At 69.5% G+C, this 18,697-nt stretch carries 14 protein-coding genes; 10 read left to right on the plus strand and 4 right to left on the minus strand.

Annotated elements, in window-relative coordinates; translation table 11 throughout:
- The first annotated feature begins 31 nt into the window (after positions 1–31).
- From M0G41_RS04655 to M0G41_RS04680, 6 genes are read left to right on the plus strand one after another with little or no spacing between them, the layout of a single operon-like run.
- Entirely contained in the window at positions 32–679 is a 648-nt protein-coding gene (locus M0G41_RS04655) for a MotA/TolQ/ExbB proton channel family protein (protein ID WP_248205741.1), read from the plus strand.
- Entirely contained in the window at positions 679–1,110 is a 432-nt protein-coding gene (locus M0G41_RS04660; protein WP_248205743.1) for an ExbD/TolR family protein, read from the plus strand. The genes M0G41_RS04655 and M0G41_RS04660 overlap by 1 nt, the downstream gene beginning before the upstream one ends.
- Positions 1,107–2,870 carry a lipid A export permease/ATP-binding protein MsbA gene (msbA, locus tag M0G41_RS04665; RefSeq protein ID WP_343226460.1) on the plus strand — a complete coding sequence of 588 codons (1,764 nt, stop codon included), beginning with the start codon at positions 1,107–1,109 and terminating at the stop codon, positions 2,868–2,870. The genes M0G41_RS04660 and msbA overlap by 4 nt, the downstream gene beginning before the upstream one ends.
- A gap of 14 nt (positions 2,871–2,884) precedes the next feature.
- Positions 2,885–3,886 (plus strand): tetraacyldisaccharide 4'-kinase, encoded by a 1,002-nt coding sequence (gene lpxK / locus M0G41_RS04670; protein WP_248205746.1) that lies wholly within the window; start codon positions 2,885–2,887, stop codon positions 3,884–3,886.
- Positions 3,879–4,652, plus strand: a complete 774-nt coding sequence (gene kdsB, locus M0G41_RS04675) for a 3-deoxy-manno-octulosonate cytidylyltransferase (protein ID WP_248205749.1) — start codon at positions 3,879–3,881, stop codon at positions 4,650–4,652. Before lpxK ends, kdsB begins: the two co-directional genes overlap by 8 nt.
- Positions 4,649–5,119, plus strand: a complete 471-nt coding sequence (locus M0G41_RS04680; RefSeq protein ID WP_248205752.1) for a low molecular weight protein-tyrosine-phosphatase — start codon at positions 4,649–4,651, stop codon at positions 5,117–5,119. Before kdsB ends, M0G41_RS04680 begins: the two co-directional genes overlap by 4 nt.
- A 945-nt stretch (positions 5,120–6,064) precedes the next feature.
- On the opposite strand, the gene M0G41_RS04685 is transcribed toward M0G41_RS04680, so the two are convergent.
- Entirely contained in the window at positions 6,065–8,080 is a 2,016-nt protein-coding gene (locus M0G41_RS04685; RefSeq protein ID WP_248205755.1) for an amidohydrolase family protein, read from the minus strand.
- A 228-nt stretch (positions 8,081–8,308) separates the two neighbouring features.
- Here M0G41_RS04685 and M0G41_RS04690 point away from each other — a divergent pair, with 228 nt between their 5' ends.
- Genes M0G41_RS04690 through M0G41_RS04705 form a run of 4 tightly spaced genes read left to right on the plus strand, consistent with a single transcriptional unit; the run spans position 8,309 to position 13,499 of the window.
- On the plus strand, positions 8,309–9,733 hold the full coding sequence (locus tag M0G41_RS04690; protein ID WP_248205757.1) for a thioredoxin-like domain-containing protein: 1,425 nt from the start codon (positions 8,309–8,311) through the stop codon (positions 9,731–9,733).
- Positions 9,730–11,568, plus strand: coding sequence for an excinuclease ABC subunit UvrC (uvrC, locus tag M0G41_RS04695; RefSeq protein WP_248205760.1), 1,839 nt, complete (start codon positions 9,730–9,732; stop codon positions 11,566–11,568). The genes M0G41_RS04690 and uvrC overlap by 4 nt, the downstream gene beginning before the upstream one ends.
- A 57-nt stretch (positions 11,569–11,625) precedes the next feature.
- Positions 11,626–12,207, plus strand: coding sequence for a CDP-diacylglycerol--glycerol-3-phosphate 3-phosphatidyltransferase (pgsA, locus tag M0G41_RS04700; RefSeq protein ID WP_248206335.1), 582 nt, complete (start codon positions 11,626–11,628; stop codon positions 12,205–12,207).
- Positions 12,204–13,499 carry an NAD(P)/FAD-dependent oxidoreductase gene (locus tag M0G41_RS04705; protein WP_248205763.1) on the plus strand — a complete coding sequence of 432 codons (1,296 nt, stop codon included), beginning with the start codon at positions 12,204–12,206 and terminating at the stop codon, positions 13,497–13,499. The genes pgsA and M0G41_RS04705 overlap by 4 nt, the downstream gene beginning before the upstream one ends.
- A gap of 860 nt (positions 13,500–14,359) precedes the next feature.
- Here M0G41_RS04705 and M0G41_RS04710 read toward each other — a convergent pair.
- The 3 genes from M0G41_RS04710 to M0G41_RS04720 all read right to left on the minus strand — a co-directional run bounded on the left by M0G41_RS04710 (position 14,360) and on the right by M0G41_RS04720 (position 18,681).
- The gene (locus M0G41_RS04710; protein WP_248205766.1) at positions 14,360–15,559 is read right to left on the minus strand and encodes an acetyl-CoA C-acyltransferase; all 1,200 of its coding nucleotides are present in this window, start codon (positions 15,557–15,559) and stop codon (positions 14,360–14,362) included.
- Between the two features lie 71 nt (positions 15,560–15,630).
- Positions 15,631–18,000, minus strand: coding sequence for a 3-hydroxyacyl-CoA dehydrogenase/enoyl-CoA hydratase family protein (locus M0G41_RS04715; RefSeq protein ID WP_248205770.1), 2,370 nt, complete (start codon positions 17,998–18,000; stop codon positions 15,631–15,633).
- Positions 18,001–18,060: 60 nt separating this feature from the next.
- Positions 18,061–18,681 carry a TetR/AcrR family transcriptional regulator gene (locus M0G41_RS04720; RefSeq protein WP_248205772.1) on the minus strand — a complete coding sequence of 207 codons (621 nt, stop codon included), beginning with the start codon at positions 18,679–18,681 and terminating at the stop codon, positions 18,061–18,063.
- Positions 18,682–18,697: the final 16 nt, after the last annotated feature.

Genomic DNA, 18,697 nt, shown 5'->3' on the forward strand with positions numbered 1-18,697 from the left:
GCGCCGAGCCGCGAGCAAGGAGTTGCTGCGCGTGTGGGAGTTGATCAAGGCAGGCGGCTGGGTGATGTGGCCCATCATGGTCTGCGCAGTGCTGACACTGGCCATCGTGCTGGAGCGATTCTGGACCCTTCGCCGCCGCAGCGTCATTCCCGCCGATCTCGGCCCCGAGGTGCGCGAGTGGGCGGCCCGCGGCAAGCTTGATCCTGCCCATCTCGAGGCCCTGCGCGAGAACTCCCCGCTGGGTGAACTGCTGGCGACGGCGCTCGAGGCGCGGGACAAGCCACGCGAGCAGATCAAGGACCGCGTCGAGGACGTCGGTCGGCACATCGCCCACGAGATGGAACGCTTCCTCAACACCCTCGGCACCATCGCCGGGGTGGCCCCGCTGCTCGGCCTGCTCGGCACGGTCTTCGGCATGATCCGGATGTTCCTCGGCATCCTGAATTCCGGCGTCGGCGACGCCAGCCGCCTTGCCGGCGGCATCGGCGAGGCCCTGGTGACCACGGCCGCCGGTCTTTGCGTGGCCATTCCCGCGCTGATGCTTTACCGCTACTTCCGCGGCCGGGTGAACGAGTACGTGGTCGAGATGGAGAAGCAGGCGATCCTGCTCCTCGATACGCTGGAAACCGGCACGGCCAAGGTTCCGGCCGCGCGCGGCGGATCACGCAAGGCGCGCTGATGAATTTCCGTACCGGTCGCCTGGCCGACGAGCCGGAGATCAGCCTGACCTCGCTGATCGACGTGGTGTTCACCCTGATCATCTTCTTCGTGGTCACGACCACCTTCGACGAGCGCAGCTCGATCCAGATCGACCTGCCCAAGGCCAGCACCGAGGCCAGCGCCCAGGCGCCCCAGCCGCTGACCCTGGCAATCGATCCCCAGGGGCGCTACTACCTCGGTAACGAGGAGGTGCTCAAGCGCGATGCGGATTCGCTGCGCCAGGCCATCCAGCAGGTGGCCGGCGAGTCGCGTGAACAGCCGGTGGTGGTCCGCGCCGATGCGCGCACTCCGCACCAGGCCGTGATCACCGCGCTCGACGTGCTCGGTCAGCTCGGCTTCTCGCGCATCTCCATCGCCACAGTCGGCGCCGCGGACGAAGCCGGGCCGTGAGCACGGAGAAGAGCCACTCCGACGCCTGGGCCAGCTACCGGCGTCTGCTGGGCATCGCCCATCGCTACCGCGCCCTGATCGTGGTCGCCATGCTGGCCATGGTGGTCGAGGCAGCCAGCGGCGCTGCCTTCATGAGCCTCATGGAGCCGCTGGTCGACGAGGGCTTCGTGGAGAAGAACCCCGAGGCCAGCTGGTTCTATCCGCTGCTGATCGTCGGCCTGTTCGTGCTGCGCGGCATCGCCACCTACGTCACCGACTACGGCATGGCCCGGGCCGGGCGCAGCGTGGTGCGCGACTTGCGCATGTCGCTGATGGGCAAGTACCTGAAGCTGCCGACCGCGCGCTTCGACGCCGAGCCGGTGCCGGTCATGGTCTCGCGCCTGAACTACGACACCGAGCAGGTCGCCCAGGCCAGCAGCGAGGCGCTGAAGACGATCATCACCGACACCCTGCTGATCGTCTTCCTGCTGGCGGTGATGTTCAGCAAGAGTCCGGTGGTTACCGTGACCATGCTGGTGGTGGCGCCGCTGATCGCCGGCATCGTGGCCACGGTCGGCAAGCGCTATCGCCGGCTCAACACCCGAATCCAGGAGAACGTCGGCCAGCTCGCCCACCGCGCCGAGCAGATCCTGCAGGCGCAGCAGGAGGTCAAGGTCTACGGTGCGCAGGAACACGAGCTGGGCCGCTACCGCAGCTTGGCCGACCGCCTGCTCGGCCTGAACACCAAGGTTGAATCGACACGGGCCATCTCCTCCTCGACGGTGCAGCTGCTCGGCGCGACGGCGCTGGCGGTGATCATCTTCGTCGCCGGCATCGAGGCCGCGGCCGGTCGCTTGACGCCGGGTCAGTTCGTCGCCCTGATGACCTCGATGATGGCCCTGCTGCCCTCCCTCAAGCGCATCACCACGGTGCAGAGTCAGCTCTCCCGGGGCATCGCCGCGGCGCAGAAGATCTTCGCCGTGCTCGACGCCGACGAGGAGGACGACTCCGGCCGCCAGCCGCTCGGACGCGCCCGCGGCGAGATCGAGTTCCGCCGGGTCAGCGTGCGCTACGCGGAAGAAGGCCCGTCGGCGCTGCAGGACATCAGCTTCAGCGCGCGGCCGGGCACGGTCACCGCCATCGTCGGTCGCTCCGGCTCGGGCAAGACCACCCTGGTCCGCCTGCTGCCGCGCTTCTACACGCCCTCCAGCGGCGAGGTGCTGCTGGACGGCCAGCCCTTGTCGGCCTATCCGCTGGCTGACCTGCGCCGGCAGATCGCCCTGGTCGGGCAGCAGGTGGTGCTGTTCGATGACAGCGTGGCGGCCAATATCGCCATGGGCCGCGATGAGTTCGATGCCGAGGCCGTGCGTCGCGCGGCGCAGATCGCCAACGCCGCCGAGTTCATCGACAAGCTGCCCGAGGGCCTCGACTCGGAGATCGGCGACAAGGGTGGCCGGCTGTCCGGCGGCCAGCGTCAGCGCCTGGCCATCGCCCGAGCGGTCTTCAAGGACGCGCCGATCCTGATCCTCGACGAGGCCACCGCGGCGCTGGACAGCGCCTCGGAGCAGCTGGTTCAGGCGGCGCTGGAGAAGCTCATTCCCGATCGCACCACCTTCGTCATCGCCCATCGCCTGTCCACCGTCGAGCACGCCGACCAGGTTCTGGTGCTGGACCAGGGTCGGTTGGTGGAGCAGGGCAGCCATGCCGAACTGCTGGCCCGCGGCGGACTCTACGCCGCCCTGCACCGCATGCAGTTCCGCGAACCGGGCGCGGCGGCCTGAGCGCCGCCTAGCGCATGGCCCGGCTGCCCCCCTGGCTTGAGGCGCGCTGGTATGGCGGCCGCCGACCCGGTCTCGGCCTTGGCCTGCTGGAGGTGTTGTACTCCACGCTCACCGCAGCCCGCCGAGGGCTCTACCGACTTGGCTGGTGGCGCAGCGCGCGTCTTCCGGTGCCGGTGCTGGTGGTGGGCAACCTGACCGTCGGCGGCAGCGGCAAGACACCGCTGGTGATCGCTCTCTGCGCAGCGCTGCAGGAGCGCGGCTGGCGGCCCGGGGTGGTCTCGCGTGGCTACGGCCGCAAGCAGGCGGGCACGCTCAGGGTATCGGTCGACAGCACGGCCGAAACCGTCGGCGACGAGCCCTTGCTGATCGCCCAGCGCAGCGGCTGCCCCGTCGCCGTGTCGGCCCGCCGCGCCGAGGCCGGGCGCCTGCTGCTCGCCGGCGGGGAGGTCGACCTGCTGATCGCCGACGACGGCCTGCAGCACTACGCGCTGGAACGCGATGTCGAGGTGCTGGTGATCGATGGCGAGCGCCGCTTCGGCAATGGCCGGCTGCTCCCGGCCGGACCGCTGCGCGAGCCGCCCTGGCGGGCCGCACGATGCACCGCGAGGGTGGTCAACGGCGGTCTGGCGGGCGACAACGAGGTGCCGATGCGGCTTGAGCTTGGCGAGGCCAGGCCGCTGGCCGGCGGTGAGCTGCTGCCTCTGGACGCGCTGCGCGGCAGGTCGGTGCAGGCGGTGGCCGGCATCGGCCATCCGCCGCGCTTCTTCCGCGCGCTCCGCGAGGCCGGGCTCGAGGTCGAGGCGCATGCCTTCGACGACCATCACGCCTTCAGCGAATCCGATTTCGCCTTCGACGACGGTCGGCCGCTGCTGATGACCGAGAAGGATGCTGCCAAGTGCCGCGGATTCGCCCGCCCGCACTGGTATTCGGTCGGGGCGACCGCGAACCTGCCCGCTGACTTCTTCGATACCCTGAACGCCCTATTGCTGCAGGCCAAGGAGCGCCTTGATGGCTGAACCGCTGGAATTCGTGGTGGTGATTCCCGCGCGCTATGCGTCGACCCGTCTGCCGGGCAAGCCGCTGGCCGGAATCGCCGGGCGGCCGATGATCGCCCACGTGGTTGACAGGGCCCGGGAGTCCGGCGCGATGGAGGTGGTGGTCGCCACGGACGACGAGCGCGTACGAAATGCCGTGGCACCGCTCGGGATCGAGGTGGCGATGACCTCGCCGGCGCATGCCTCGGGCACCGACCGGCTGGCCGAGGTCGCCGCCCAGCGTGGCTGGGCCGACTCGCGGATCCTGGTCAACCTGCAGGGTGACGAGCCGCAGGCCCCGCCCGCCGCCATCCGCGCCTGCGCCGAGGCCCTGGCCCGCACCGATGCGCCGATCGCCACCCTGGCCGTGCCCATCGTCGATGCCGCCCAGCTGTTTGATCCGAACTGCGTGAAGCTAGTGCGGGACGCCGCGGGGAACGCACTGTATTTCTCGCGTGCACCCATCCCATGGGCCCGCGATGCCTTTGTCCATGACCGCTTGGGCCTACCACAGAGCGGCCGCTGGTGGCGCCATGTCGGCCTCTACGGCTATCGCTGCGGCGCACTGGCCGAGTTCACCCGCCTGCCCCCCGGCATGCTGGAGCAGGTCGAGAGCCTCGAGCAGCTGCGCGCGCTGGAGGCCGGCTGGCGTATCGCCGTCGCCACCAGCCCGGTCGGCATTCCCGCCGGCGTCGACACGCCCGAGGATCTCGAGCGGGTGCGCGCCGAGATGGAGGGCAGGGCATGAGCGCGCGCCCGCCATCCCTGCTTCTGGTCTGCATGGGCAACATCTGCCGCTCGCCGCTGGCCGAGGGCATCTTCCGCCACCGCGCCGCCGAGACGGGCCTCGAGCTGGAGCTCGACTCCGCCGGCACCCATGCCTACCACATCGGCCATCCGCCCGACGCCCGCGCCCGACGTGTCGCCCGCGAGCGCGGCCTGTCGATCGACACGCTCAGCGCGCGGCAGGTTGTCGCCGCCGACTTCCAGCGCTTCGACCATATCCTGGTCGCCGACCGCATGAACCTCGACGAACTGAACAGGCGGTTTCCCCGGCATGCCGACAGGGCGCAGCTGCTGCTGGCCTTCTGCGGCATCTCGCCGGAGACCGAGGTGCCCGACCCGTACTACGGCGAGTACGCCGACTTCGAGTCGGTGTTCGAACTGCTTGACCGCGCCGCACGCGGCGCGTTGACGCGGCTGAGGAAGGGGTAGGGCAGCGGAACGGGGCGGGGTAGAGGTTTCCAGGCGGACCTGCTGCGTTCCGGCCCAGGCGGGTCAAGGTGTCCGAAGGTGCCAGCGGCCCTTTTGATTTCCAGGCTGCCCGAGGCCGCGGTGCGCCGCGAACGCGCTGCCAACCCCGAAGCCGTTCGTGCTGACGTATCGAAGCACGCACGGCTCCGCAGTGTTGGAGGTTCGCCCTTCGATACCTCAGGGCGAACGGGTGCCATTCGGGCGCTCATAGGGTGCGGCTGGCCGCACCGGGCGTACCGTCCGAGTGCCCGTATCGGTGCGCCAAGGCCCACCCTATGGGGCTTCGCCGAGATGTCGCGTTGGCAAGGCGTTTGTTCGATCCGACGGGTCCACATCCCCGACATAGGCAGCGCAAGGCGGCGAAAAGGTCTGCCGCCGGTTCGAGTCCCAACGCGAGCGAGCCGTCATTGCGCCTCCGGCATCCGGCACGTCCCAACGCCGCTCGTGCTGAGGTATCGAAGCACGAACGGCTCTGCAGGGATGAGGCTTCGCCATTCGATACCTCAGGGCGAACGGGTGCCATTCGGGCGCTCATAGGGTGCGGCTGGCCGCACCGGGCGTATCGTCCGAACGCCCGTGTCGGTGCGCCGAGGCACACCCTATGGGGATTCGCCGAGATGTCGCGTTGGCAAGGCGTTTGTTCGATCCGACGGGTCCACATCCCCGACATAGGCAGCGCGAGGCGGCGAAAAGGTCTGCAGCTGGTTCGAGTTCCAACGCGAGCGAGCCGTCATTGCGCCTCCGGCATCCGGCACGTCCCAACGCCGTTCGTGCTGAGGTATCGAAGCACGGCTCCGCAGTGTTGGAGGTTCGCCCTTCGACACCTCAGGGCGAACGGGTGTTCTGTCCGCGACGACATCCCCGAGAGGTCTCGCGGTCGTCGCGACCGTTCCTGCGCAAACGAACTCAGTGAATGGATTTGGCGAACGGCCGGATGCCAAGGCTGCGGAACAAAGCGTCCGGGCGGTAGGCGCGGTCGCCGCGGACGACCAGCACGCCGCGGCGCAGGTCGGAGATGTCCTGCAGCGGGTCGCCCTCGACCACCAGCAAGTCGGCGGCCTGGCCCGGGGCGATGCGGCCGACCGGGACGCCGGTGTTGGCGATGTCCGCGGCCGAAGCGGTCGCCAGGCGGATCACCTCGGCGTTGGGGATGCCGGCCTGTGCATACAGCTCCAGCTCGCGGTGCAGGGTGAAGCCGACGATGCTGTCGGTGCCCGGGACCATGCGCACGCCGGCCTCGTGCAGGCGGCGGATCATGCCGAGCAGGGCATCGGCCGAGGCCGCGTAGCGCGCGGCGTTACTCTCGGTGATGTCGAGGCGACCGGACCGCGCCGAGCGCTGGACCTCGGGTGGAAGGTGGTCGATGACGCTGGCCAGCAGGGGCGAGACCTGGCCTGGCCGGTGGCGGAACATGTCGTCGAAGATGCTGACCGTCGGGTCGACGACCACGTCCTCCTTCTTCAGCAGGGCGATGAATTCGCGCACCGCCGGGCCGTCGAGGTCCAGACCGGCGGCTTCCTCGGCAACCTTGAGGAAGCGCTGCGGCGTGCGGCTGTCGGTGTTCTCGTCGGAGACGAAGTTGAGGAACAGCATGTTCAGGTGCTGGATCTCGTCGAAGCCCTGGCGCACGGCTTGCTCGGCACTCATGAAGGCGGGCACGTGGCCGGACAGGCGCATGCCGTGGCCGTGCAGGCGCCGGGCCATCGGCGCCACCCAGTCCGGCGGTACCGAGGAGTAGATCTTGACCTGCGGGTAGCCCTGGCCAGCGTAGCGGTCGATGGCTGCCAGCGCCTCGTCCAGGCTGTCGACCGGCGTACCGGTGGGTGCGGTGTAGGGGCTCTTCTTGTCGATGAAGCCGGCGCGCTGCAGGCGCGGGCCGATCAGCTCGCCGCTGGCGAAGCTGGCCTGCAGCCGCACGACCTGGTCGTGGTCGTTGGCGAGGTCACGCGCGCCGGTGACGCCATGTGCGATGTGCAGCAGGCCGTCGGCGGCGGAGACGTGCACGTGCATGTCCCATAGCCCGGGCAGCACCACGCGGCCGCCCGCATCGATGCGCTCGTGGCCCTCGCAGCCGATCTCGTCGGCGCTGCCGATGGCGGCGATACGGCCATCCTCGATTCGCAGGGTGGACGCCGGCTGCAGCGCGCCGCGATCGACGTCCAGCCAGCGCGCGTTGACCAGGCACCAGGTCCCGGGCAGGCGACGGGTCAGGGCGACCGCGCGCTTGCGCAGAAGCGATTCTTCAGCTTCCTCCTGGATCGCCCGCACGCGCTCGAACAGCTCGCTCCGGCCCTCGGGCAGCAGGCCCATCCAGCCAAAGCTCAGCGCGAACAGGGACTTTTTCGCATCCAGCCAGATGAAATTGGGGGTGAAGTCCAGCCCGTGAATGGCGTACAGGGTGGCTTCCAGCGTGTCGCCGCCCGCTTCGAAGCGCTCAGTGCGCAGCGTCTCGATGCTGGCTTCGCCGGCGGGCAGCAGGGGCAGGCGTCCGCCCTCGCTGGCGAGCAGGGCCCGGGCCATCACGGCCAGCTGCTGCGGCGTCGACTCGGCCGCGGCGTAGAACACTGGCCCGTCCACCGCGCGCTTGCCCTGGTCCTGGGTGGTCGTCCAGCGCGCCTGGCCGTCCTCGATGGCAAAGCGCTCATCGACCTTTGCGCCCAAGTAGCTCTTGCCCTCGACCCGGATCGACTCGGGCAGGCCCTTCGTGCCGAGGCGCAGGGTCTCGCTGAGCTTGGGTCCGCGGCCGCGGTCGTTGAACTCGAATTCGCTGTGCAACTGCCCGTCCGGCTCGATGCGCGTGACCAGCGAGCCGCTGCGCTCACCCTGCGTCAGCCAGTCGTAGCGCCAGGTCGCGGAGTCGGCTGGGGCGTCCGCCTGCGCGGCAGGAACGATCAGCAGCAGGGCTAGCAGGCGCAGGGGCATGGCAATCCTTACCTCAAGGAGCGTGGCGAGGGCTGGCAGTCTGTCATGGCCCGGGGGCGCCGGGCGCTGCGCTCGTCGAGACCCTCGCTCGTCTCGTCCCGTTGCCGTGTGACCGCGCCAACGGCCCGACGGTCGGTCCCGCCGGAGTCCGCGACCCCGGCAAAGCCGGCATAATGCGACGGTCAAACGGGGAGGGAAGCAGCGCGTGGGCAGAACGGGGCAGGCAGCATGAGCGTACCGGCGCAGGCGCCAGAGTTTCCGGCCAGCCTCGAATGGATCAACTGCGATCCCCTGCGGATGAGCGAGCAGCGCGGCCGCGCCGTGGCCCTGGTCTTCTGGAGCGCCTCCTCGGCCTATTGCCACAACCTGCTGGATGACCTCGGGGGTATCGCCACCCGGCATGCCGACGGGCTCACCGTGGTCGCCGTGCACACGCCCAAGTTCGAGGCCGAGCGCGACCAGCGCATCGCCCTGAAGGCGCTCAATCGGCTGGGCTGCCGGCTGCCGGCCGCGCACGACAAGCTGTTCCTGCTCTGGCAGCACTTCGAGGTCAAGGCCTGGCCGACGGTCATCCTGATCGACGCCAGCGGGGCTGTGCAGCACCGATTCGTCGGAGACCATCAGCGTGGCGCCATCGACCTCGCTGTCCAGGGCCTGCTGGACAGCGCCGGTCCGCAGCAGCGCGTGTTCGGTGCCCAGGTCCAGGCCTACAAGCCGGAGCCGCGCATGCCGCTGGCCTTTCCGGCAGGCCTCGCCGTAGGGCCCAGCCACCTCTACGTGGCCGATACCGCCCACCACCGTATCCTCGAGTGCAGCCACGAGGGGCGCATCCTGCGCACCTTCGGTTCGGGCACGCCGGGTTACGTCGACGGGCACCCCTCGGAGTGCAGCTTCAACGGCCCCCGCGGCCTGCACCTGACCCGCGACGCGCTGTTCGTCGCCGACACCGGCAACCACACCCTGCGCCGCATCGCCCTGCTCAACGGCGAATCCGACACCATCGCCGGGACAGGCCAGCGGCGCCAGACCGGCGAAGGGCAGGGCAGCTCACCCAGCACCACTGCGCTGGACACGCCCTGGGCGGTCACCGGCTCCAACGACAAGCTCTATTTCACCCAGGCTGCCGCCCAGCAGGTCTGGGAGTACGACCAGGTCAGCCGAAGCCTGCGCTGCCTCGTCGGCACCGGCCAGATCGGCTTCGGCGATGGCGTCGGCGACCGCGCCATGCTCGCCCAGCCGGCTGGCCTCGCGCTGGTTCAGCAGTCGCTCTACGTCGCCGACAGCGCTGCTTCGGCGATCCGCAGCGTGCACGTCTCCGGCGGCCAGATCCACAGCCTGATCGGGCACGGACTGTTCGAGTTCGGCCGCCAGGATGGCCCGCGGCAGTCGGCCCTGCTGCAGTACCCGCTGGACGTGGCGATGGACCCCAAGTCGCCGCAGCTGTGGATCGCAGACACCTACAACAGCCAGATCCGCTACCTGCGTCTTGGCGGCGGAGACCTACGCAGCCTGCAGCTCGACTACGTGCTGCACGAGCCCTCGGCCATCGCCGCCGGCTCCGGTGCGTTGTGGGTGGCCAACAGCAACTCGCATGAGGTCGTGCGGATCGACATGGAATCGCGCCAGGTGCAGCGTCTGCCGATCGGGGAATGAGCGGACGGCCGGTGGAAGACGACGCAGCGCAGGAGTTCGACGGCAAGCGCTTTGCCCGCAGCCTGCCCTCCAGTCCGGGCGTGTATCGCATGCTCGGTGATGACGATGCGGTGCTCTACGTGGGCAAGGCCTCGGCGCTCGACAAGCGGGTCATGAGCTATTTCAGCGGGCGACAGCACGCGCCGCGCATCCAGATGATGCTGAGCCGGGTGCGGCGGATGGAGGTGACCCTCACCCGTACCGAGGCCGAGGCCCTGCTGCTCGAGAACCAGCTGATCAAGTCGCTGCGGCCCCGTTACAACATCCTGATGCGGGACGACAAGAGTTATCCGTACGTGCGGATGACCGAGCACGCCTTTCCGCGGGTCGCCTTCTACCGCGGCAGCCGCCAGGCCAGCGGTCGGCTGTTCGGACCCTATCCCGGAGCCGGCGCGGTGCGCGAGACGCTCAACGCACTGCACAAGCTGTTCCGCCTGCGCTCCTGCGAGGACAGCATCTTCGCCGGGCGTACCCGGCCCTGCCTGCAGTACCAGATCGCACGCTGCACCGCGCCCTGCGTCGGCCTGATCAGCGCCGAGGACTACGCCGAATCGGTGCGCGAGGCCAGCCTGTTCCTCGAGGGTCGCAGCGACGTGCTCGGCGAGGCCCTGCAGGCGCGCATGGAGCGCGCCGCCGAGGCCCTCGATTTCGAGGAGGCAGCGCGCCTGCGCGACCTGATCGCCCACCTGCGCAAGGTGCAGGCCGAGCAGCACGTCGAGGGTGACCTCGGCGATATCGACGTGCTGGCCTGCGCCATCGACGGCCCCTCGGCCTGCGTGGTCCTGCTCAGCTACCGCAACGGCGTCAACCTCGGCACCCGCAGTTACTTCCCCAGCATGCAGGGCGAGGCCGACCCGGCCGAGGTGCTGTCGGCCTTTCTCTCCCAGCACTACCTGCAGTTCCCGCCGCCGCGGGAGATCGTGCTCGACCGCGAGATCGAGGACCGCGCCCTGATCGAGGCGGCGCTGGGCGAGCGCATCGGACGCAAGCTGGCGATCCGCACCTCGGTGCGCAGCGAGCGCGCCCGCCTGCTTCAGATCGCCCAGCGCACGGCCGTGGCGGCCCTGGCCAGCGAGATCGACACCGCCGGCGCGCAGCAGCGACGCCTGGACGACCTGGTCCGGCTGCTCGCCCTGGACGCGCCGCCCGAGCGCATCGAGTGCTTCGACATCTCACATACCCAGGGCGAGGCCACCGTGGCCTCCTGCGTGGTGTTCGGCCCGCAAGGCGCCCAGCGCAACGAGTACCGCCGCTTCAACATCCAGGACATCACCCCCGGTGACGACTACGCCGCCATGCAGCAGGCGCTGGAGCGCCGCTTCCGCCGCGCCGCCGAGGGCAGGCTGCCCGACCTGCTGCTGATCGACGGCAGCAGCGGCCAGCTCGGCATGGCCACCCAGGTGCTGACCGCGGCCGGGCTGTCCGGCATCACCGTGGTCGGCGTCGCCAAGGGCGAGTCGCGGCGCCCGGGTCACGAGACCCTGGTCCTGCCCGACGGCCAGCGGCTGCGGCCCGGTCCGGACTCTCCCGGCCTGCACCTGATCCAGCAGGTGCGTGACGAGGCGCACCGCTTTGCCATCACCGGCCACCGCGGACGTCGCGCCAAGGCCCGGATGCGGAGTACATTGGAGGACATCGAAGGCATCGGCGCGCGGCGCCGGGCCGCACTGCTGCGCCACTTCGGCGGCCTGGCGGGCGTACGCGCCGCCGGTGTCGAGGAACTCTCGCGGGTCGAGGGGATCAATGCAGCCCTGGCACGGCGGATCTACGCCGCACTGCACGAAACGGATAGCTGAGCGAGGTCCGCGACGGACAACATGACTGCAACCGGAGCCCCCCCCCGCCGACGCGGCATCAAGGTCACCATCCCGACCGCCCTGACCCTGCTCAGGATCGCCTCGATCCCGGTGCTGGTCGTGGTCTTCTTCCTGCCCTACAACTGGACCCACCTCGCGGCCGCGGCGATCTTCACCCTTGGCGCCCTGACCGACTGGCTGGATGGCTGGGTCGCGCGCCGCTTCGGCATGTATTCGGCGTTTGGCGCCTTTCTCGACCCGGTCGCCGACAAGCTGGCCGTGGCGGTGGCCCTGGTGCTGATCGTGCAGCGACATCCGACCATGTTCATGGCAGTGCTGGCGGCGATCATCATCGGCCGCGAGATCACCATCTCGGCCCTGCGCGAATGGATGGCCGAGATCGGTCAGAAGGCGAGGGTGCGGGTCGCTGGGATCGGCAAGATCAAGACCATCGTGCAGATGGTGGCCCTGGTCATGCTGCTCTACTACCAGCCGATCGGCCCGCTGCCGACCCTGCTCGTCGGCGAGGGCCTGCTGGCGGTGGCTGCTGCGCTGACCCTGTGGAGCGGCTTCGCCTACCTGCGCGCGGCCTGGCCGGCGATGGCGGCCAGCGACGACGACCCCACGCACTCCCCGTGAGCACCTGGTACGAAGTCAGTGCGCCGGCACCCGCCGCGGCGCCGGCCCTGTCCGGGCGTCGTTCGGCCCGGGTCTGCGTGGTCGGCGGCGGCTTCGCCGGCCTCAACACCGCGCTGGGTCTGGCCGAGCGCGGCGTCAGGGAGGTGGTTCTGCTGGAGGCGCGACGGATCGGCTTCGGCGCCTCGGGTCGCAATGGTGGCTTCGTATTCGGCGGCTTCTCTCTGGGCGAGGCCGCGCTGGCCGCCCAGCTCGGCGAGGCGGCCGCGCGCGATCTCTATCAGGGCACGCGCGAGGCCGTTGCACTGATCCGCCGCCGCTGCCGCAGCCTGGAGATCGACTGCGATCTGCAGGAGAACGGGGTGGTCCTCGCCAACTGGTTCCGCGACCCCGGTCATCTGCATCGCCGGCAGGCGCTGCTGCGCTCGCGTTTCGGTGTCGAGTGGGAGTGGCTGGACCGCGATGCGCTGCGCACCAAGGTCCGCTCCGAGCGATACAGCGCCGGCCTGTTCGAGCCCGAAGCGGCTGCGATCCACCCGCTGAAGTACGCTCGCGGCCTGGCCCGCGCCGCCGCGACGCGGGGCGTATCCGTGTTCGAGCAGAGCCCTGCATCAGGACTCGAGCGCGATGGCGCCGGGTGGCGGGTTCGCACACCCGAGGGTGAGGTCGAGGCCGAACAGGTCGTGCTCTGCTGTGGTGGCTACCTGGCTGGCCTGCAGGCCTCGGTGGACCGCTCGGTGTTGCCGATCGCCACCTATGTCATGGTGACCGAACCGCTCGGCGAGCGGCTCGCCGAGGTCCTTCCCGGTGGCGCCGCGGTCTACGACACGCGCTTTGCCTTTGACTACTACCGTCCACTCCCGGATCGCCGCCTGCTCTGGGGCGGCCGCATCTCGGTGCGCGATCGCTCGGCCGACGAGGTCAGGACCCTGCTCCGGCGCGACATGCTTCGGGTCTTCCCCGAACTGGCCGAGGCGCGCATCGAGCACGCCTGGTCGGGCCTCATGAGCTATGCCCGCCACGAGATGCCCCAGGTGGCGAACATCGATTCGGGCCTGTGGGTGGCCCAGGCCTTCGGCGGCCACGGCGTCGCCCCCACCACGCTCGCCGGCGAATGGCTGGCCGAGGCGATGTCAGGTGGCCGGCCCCTGCCACCGTCCCTGTCCCGCTACGGCCTGGACCGCGCCTACAAGCCCTTCGGTCTGTGGGCGGCGCAGCTGACCTACTGGTGGCTGCAGGCCCGTGACGGCTGGGAAGCCTGGCGCGAGCGCGGCGCTGCGCCCCGTCACCAATAGGGTGCGGCTCGGCCCCGCGGCGCGCCGTGGCCGTTCGTTCACTGCGATCTTGGGGCGCGAAGTGCGCATTGGCCCCGGTCCATCAAGTGGACCGTCTTTCTGTGGGAGCGCCCTTGGACGCGACCGCGGAGATCCGCTCTGGCCGCGGTCTGCGGTGAGTCCGCAGCGCTGCGGTCGCGCCCAAGGGCGCTCCCACAGTCGGGTCTCGTTGAATCGCGGGAATGCGGTCGAAGGGGGCGGGATCCAAACGCGCCAGAAGGGCGCAAACCGGACCTGGCAGCGCCGTTGCGTGTAGGAGCCAGCTTGCTGGCGATCGTCCCGTCCGGGGCGCCTATCGCCAGCAAGCTGGCTCCTACAATTAGACAGCGGCGAATGCGAACTCCGCGCCCGAACTGCGCCCCCGCGAATGCCGCGGGGGCGGGGTGGGGCGCTAGTGTCCTGTCCCGGAAATACATCGCAGAACTCGCTCGGTCTGCGCCGCCGATGCTGCGTTGCTCGGCGTCGCCATAGCGCTGCTATGCCTCCTTCTCGCGCCTTGCCTCGACGACGCATCCGCGTCGCGACTTCAACAACGCACTTCCGGGACAGGACACTAGGGAGCCTCTGAATAAGTCCCGTGCCCCGCGTTGCCACGGTGTGCGTTCGCACCAAGGCGGACGCCGAAGGACGTGGTGGTGCCACGTTCAAGGTGGCCACTGCAGGTGCGGGCGCACACCGTGGCAACCCTCCGGGCCGGGATTGTGCAGCCATCCAGCTGCGTTGCGCGTCTTGGCCGTGGCACCACCACGCCCTGCGACGCGCGCCTTGCTGGCCGGCTGCACAACCTCCGGCGCGGGGCGCTGGACTTGTTCAGAGTCTCCCTAGAGCGCCTCGATGATCCCGGCAGCGCCCATGCCGGTGCCGATGCACATGGTGACCATGCCGTACTTCTGCTTGCGACGGCGCAGGCCATGGACGATGGTCGCGGTGCGGATCGCACCGGTGGCACCGAGCGGGTGGCCGAGGGCGATGGCGCCGCCCAGCGGGTTGACCTTGGACGGATCCAGACCACAGTCACGGATCACCGCCAGCGCCTGGGCGGCAAAGGCCTCGTTCAGCTCGATCCAGTCCATCTGCTCGTGGGTCAGACCGGCCTGCTTGAGCACCTTGGGAATCGCCGCGATCGGGCCGATGCCCATGACCTCGGGGCGGACGCCGGCCACCGAGAAGCCGACGAAGCGCGCCAGCGGGGTCAGGCCGTAATCCTTGATCGCCTGCTCCGAGGCGAGCAGCACGCCGGCGGCGCCGTCGGACATCTGCGAGGCGTTGCCGGCCGTCACCGAGCCGCCCATGCGGAAGACCGGGCGCAGCTTGGCCAGGCCCTCGGCGGTGGTGTCGGGGCGCGGGCCCTCATCGGTGTCCACCACGACCTGCTTCACCTTCACGGTGTTGCCGCCAAGCTCGGGGATCCGCGCGGTGACCTGGTACGGGCTGATCTCCTGCTTGAACTCACCGGCCTGGATCGCGGCCATCGCCTTCTGGTGCGAGGCCAGGGCAAAGGCGTCCTGGTCCTCGCGGGAGACCTTCCACTCCTCGGCGACCTTCTCAGCGGTGATGCCCATGCCATAGGCGATGGCGACGTTCTCGTCGCGGGCGAAGACCTCGGGGCTCATCGCCACCTTGTTGCCCATCATCGGCACCATCGACATCGACTCGGTTCCGCCGGCCAGGACCAGGTCGGCCTCGCCGAGACGGATGCGGTCGGCGGCCATGGCCACGGCCTGGATGCCGGAGGAACAGAAGCGGTTGATGGTCTGCGCGGCCACCGTGTTCGGCAGGCCGGCCAGCAGCACGCCGATGCGGGCCACGTTCATGCCCTGCTCGCCCTCGGGCATGGCGCAGCCGATGATGGCGTCGTCGATGCGCGAGGTGTCGATGCCCGGCGCCTGCGCGACGACTTCGCGCAGCACGTGGGCCAGCATTTCATCGGGGCGGGTATTGCGGAAGAAGCCACGCGGGGCCTTGCCGACCGGGGTGCGGGTGGCGGCAACGATGTAGGCGTCCTGGATTTGGCGACTCATGGGGATGTCCTTGATCTGGGGTCCGGAGCGCGACCGGTCCGGTGCGCTCCAAGGAAAGGGATGCGTACGGCTCAGTTGCGCAGCGGCTTGCCGGTCTTCAGCGTGTGCATGATCCGCTCCTGGGTCTTCGGCATCTGCGCCAGCGCGACGAAGTGTTCGCGCTCGAGCTTGAGCAGCCAGTCCTCGTCGACCACAGCGCCGCGGTCGACCTCGCCGCCGCAGAGCACGGTGGCGATGCGCGAGGCGACCTCGTAGTCGTGCTTGGAGATGAACCGGCCCTCGAGCATGTTCACCAGCATCATCTTGAAGGTGGCGATGCCGACGTCGCCGGCGACCGGGATCTGCCGCGCCGGCATCGGCGGGCGGTAGCCTGCGTCGGCCAGTGCGCGGACCTGGCCCTTGGCCACGTGCAGGGCCTCGAAGGTGTTGAAGACGACCAGGTCACCCTCGCGCAGCAGCTTCGACTCCTTGGCCTCGACCGCCGAGGTCGAGACCTTGCCCATCGCCACGGTCTCGAAGTAGGGCCTGAGCTGGGCGAAGACGTCGCCGCCCGGGCCGGCCGCCTGCGCGGCGCGCAGGGCGATCTCTTTCAGGCCGCCACCGGCCGGCAGCAGGCCGACGCCGGCCTCGACCAGGCCGATGTAGCTCTCGAGCGCGGCCACAGTGCGCGCCGAGTGCATCTGGAACTCGCAGCCGCCGCCCAGGGCCAGGCCGCGCACCGCGGCGACCACCGGAACCAGCGAGTACTTGATGCGCTGGCTGGTGGCCTGGAAGTTGGCGACCATGGCTTCGAACTCGTCGAGCTTGCCCGCCTGCAGCGAGCCCATCGCGCCGGACAGGTCGGCGCCGGCCGAGAACGGCTCCTTCGGCTGCCAGATGACCAGGCCGGTGAAGTCCTTCTCGGCGACGTCGATGGCCTGCTGGATGCCGGAGAGCACGCCGTCGGACACGGTATGCATCTTGGTCTTGAAGCTCAGCACGGCGACGCCGTCGCCGTCGTGCCACATGCGCACGGCGTCGGTCTCGAACACCGTCTCACCCTGCGGGTAGACCTCGCCCAGCACCGGATCCTTGAAGCGCTGGCGGTCATAGACCGGGTTGCTGCTGCGGGCGATCATCGCGTTGCTGGCCGGGGCGTAGCTGCCCTCGGCGGAATGCACGCCCGCGCGGCCGTCGCTGACCCAGCCGGGCAGGGCGGCATCGGCCATGGTCTTGCCGGCCTTGCGGTCCTCCTCGATCCAGCCGGCGATGGTCTGCCAGCCGGCAGCCTGCCAGGTCTCGAACGGGCCCTGCTGCCAGCCGTAGCCCCAGCGGATTGCCAGGTCGACATCGCGGGCGGTCTCGGCGATGTTCTTCAGGTGATAGGCGGTGTAGTGGAACAGGTCTCGGAAGCAGGCCCAGAGGAACTGCGCCTGCGGGTGCTGGCTCTCGCGCAGCTTGGCGAACTTCTCCGCCGGATTGCGGATCTTCAGGATCTCCAGCACCTCGGGCGCGGCGGCGCGGTCAGCCGGCCGGTAGTCCTGCTTCTCGACATCCAGCACCATGATGTCCTTGCCGACCTTGCGGAAGATGCCAGCCCCGGCCTTCTGGCCGAGGGCGCCCTTGGCGATCAATGCCTGCTGCCAGGCCGGAGCCTGGAAGTAGCCGTGCCAGGGGTCCTCCGGCAGGGTGTCGGCCATGGTCTTGATGACGTGGGCCATGGTGTCGAGGCCGACCACGTCCGAGGTGCGGAAGGTGGCCGACTTCGGCCGGCCGAGCAGCGGGCCGGTCAGCGCGTCGACCTCGTCGAAGCCCAGGCCAAAGGCCTGGGTGTGGTGGATCACCGAGAGGATCGAGAACACGCCGATGCGGTTGCCGATGAAGTTCGGGGTGTCCTTGGCGTAGACCACGCCCTTGCCGAGCGTGCTCACCAGGAAGGACTCAAGCCCCTCGAGCACGGCCTTGTCGGTGTTCTTGCAGGGGATCAGCTCGGCCAGGTGCATGTAGCGCGGCGGGTTGAAGAAGTGCACGCCGCAGAAGCGCGGCTGCACCTTGGCGTCCAGCGCATCGGCCATGGCATTGATCGACAGGCCCGAGGTATTGGAGGCGACCACGGCATGCGGGGCGATGTGCGGGCCGATCTTCTTGTACAGGTCCAGCTTCCAGTCCATCCGTTCGGCGATCGCCTCGATGATCAGGTCACAGCCCTCGAGAAGCTCGAGATGCTGACCGTAGTTCGCCGGGGTGATCGAGCCGGCCAGCGACTTGCTGGCGTAGGGCGCCGGGGACAGCTTGAGCAGCCCGGCCAGGGCCTTGTTGACGATGCCATTGGGATCGCCTTCCTTGGCCGGCAGGTCGAACAACACGGTGTCGACGCCCGCATTGACCAGATGGGCGGCGATCTGCGCGCCCATGACGCCGGCGCCGAGCACGGCAACCTTGCGGATGCGAAGGTGGGACATGGATGACTCCAGGGACAGGATGGGAGGGGAGGGTGTCTTGGGGTGCGGCAGGGTGCGGGCTCAGCCCGCGCGCAGGCCGCCTGCGGCAAAGCGGACCAGCTCCTCGGCCGCGCGCCTGCAGTGTTCCTTCTCCGGCAGGCCGGAGGGACGCTTGATCTGGCCGAAGTCGGCCATGGCATAGGTCAGCGCCCCGGCGATGAAGTCGAGGCGCCAATAGAGCTGCTCGCGGGGCAGTTTGGGCACGGCGACGCCGATGGCCCGCGCGAACTCACGCATCACGTGCCCGTAGTTGTCGGACAGGAAGCTGCGCAGCTTGTCGTCCTTCTCGGCGTAGGCGCGAGCGATCACCCGGACAAAGGCGCCGCCACCGCTGCGGTCAAGACTCAGCTGCAGGGCCGGCTCGATAAAGGCGGCGAGGATGCCCTCCAGGTCGCCCGGGTCGCGCTCCTCGACGGTGCGCAGGGCGGCCACGCGCTTGGCGCTGAGCTCGTCCAGCCGGCGCCGGAACACTTCGTTGATCAGGTTGCTCTTCGAGCCGAAGTGGTAGTTGACCGCCGCCAGATTGACATCGGCCCGGCTGGTCACCTGGCGCAGCGAGGTTTCGGCGAAACCGTGCTGGGCGAACAGCGCTTCCGCCGCTCCGAGGATGCGGTCCTTGGTCGAGAAATGCGGGTTGCTCATGGCTATCAATCGGTCA

Source organism: Pseudomarimonas salicorniae, from assembly GCF_023156535.1.
Classification (GTDB): Bacteria; Pseudomonadota; Gammaproteobacteria; order Xanthomonadales; family Xanthomonadaceae; genus Pseudomarimonas; species Pseudomarimonas salicorniae.

Coding starts and splice junctions, on each gene's coding strand:
- M0G41_RS04660 (WP_248205743.1), top strand. CDS start 679: ATGAATTTCCGTACCGGTCGCCTGGCCGACGAGCCGGAGATCAGCCTG.
- lpxK (WP_248205746.1), top strand. CDS start 2,885: ATGGCCCGGCTGCCCCCCTGGCTTGAGGCGCGCTGGTATGGCGGCCGC.
- kdsB (WP_248205749.1), top strand. CDS start 3,879: ATGGCTGAACCGCTGGAATTCGTGGTGGTGATTCCCGCGCGCTATGCG.
- M0G41_RS04680 (WP_248205752.1), top strand. CDS start 4,649: ATGAGCGCGCGCCCGCCATCCCTGCTTCTGGTCTGCATGGGCAACATC.
- M0G41_RS04685 (WP_248205755.1), bottom strand. CDS start 8,080: ATGCCCCTGCGCCTGCTAGCCCTGCTGCTGATCGTTCCTGCCGCGCAG.
- M0G41_RS04690 (WP_248205757.1), top strand. CDS start 8,309: ATGAGCGTACCGGCGCAGGCGCCAGAGTTTCCGGCCAGCCTCGAATGG.
- uvrC (WP_248205760.1), top strand. CDS start 9,730: ATGAGCGGACGGCCGGTGGAAGACGACGCAGCGCAGGAGTTCGACGGC.
- M0G41_RS04710 (WP_248205766.1), bottom strand. CDS start 15,559: ATGAGTCGCCAAATCCAGGACGCCTACATCGTTGCCGCCACCCGCACC.
- M0G41_RS04715 (WP_248205770.1), bottom strand. CDS start 18,000: ATGTCCCACCTTCGCATCCGCAAGGTTGCCGTGCTCGGCGCCGGCGTC.
- M0G41_RS04720 (WP_248205772.1), bottom strand. CDS start 18,681: ATGAGCAACCCGCATTTCTCGACCAAGGACCGCATCCTCGGAGCGGCG.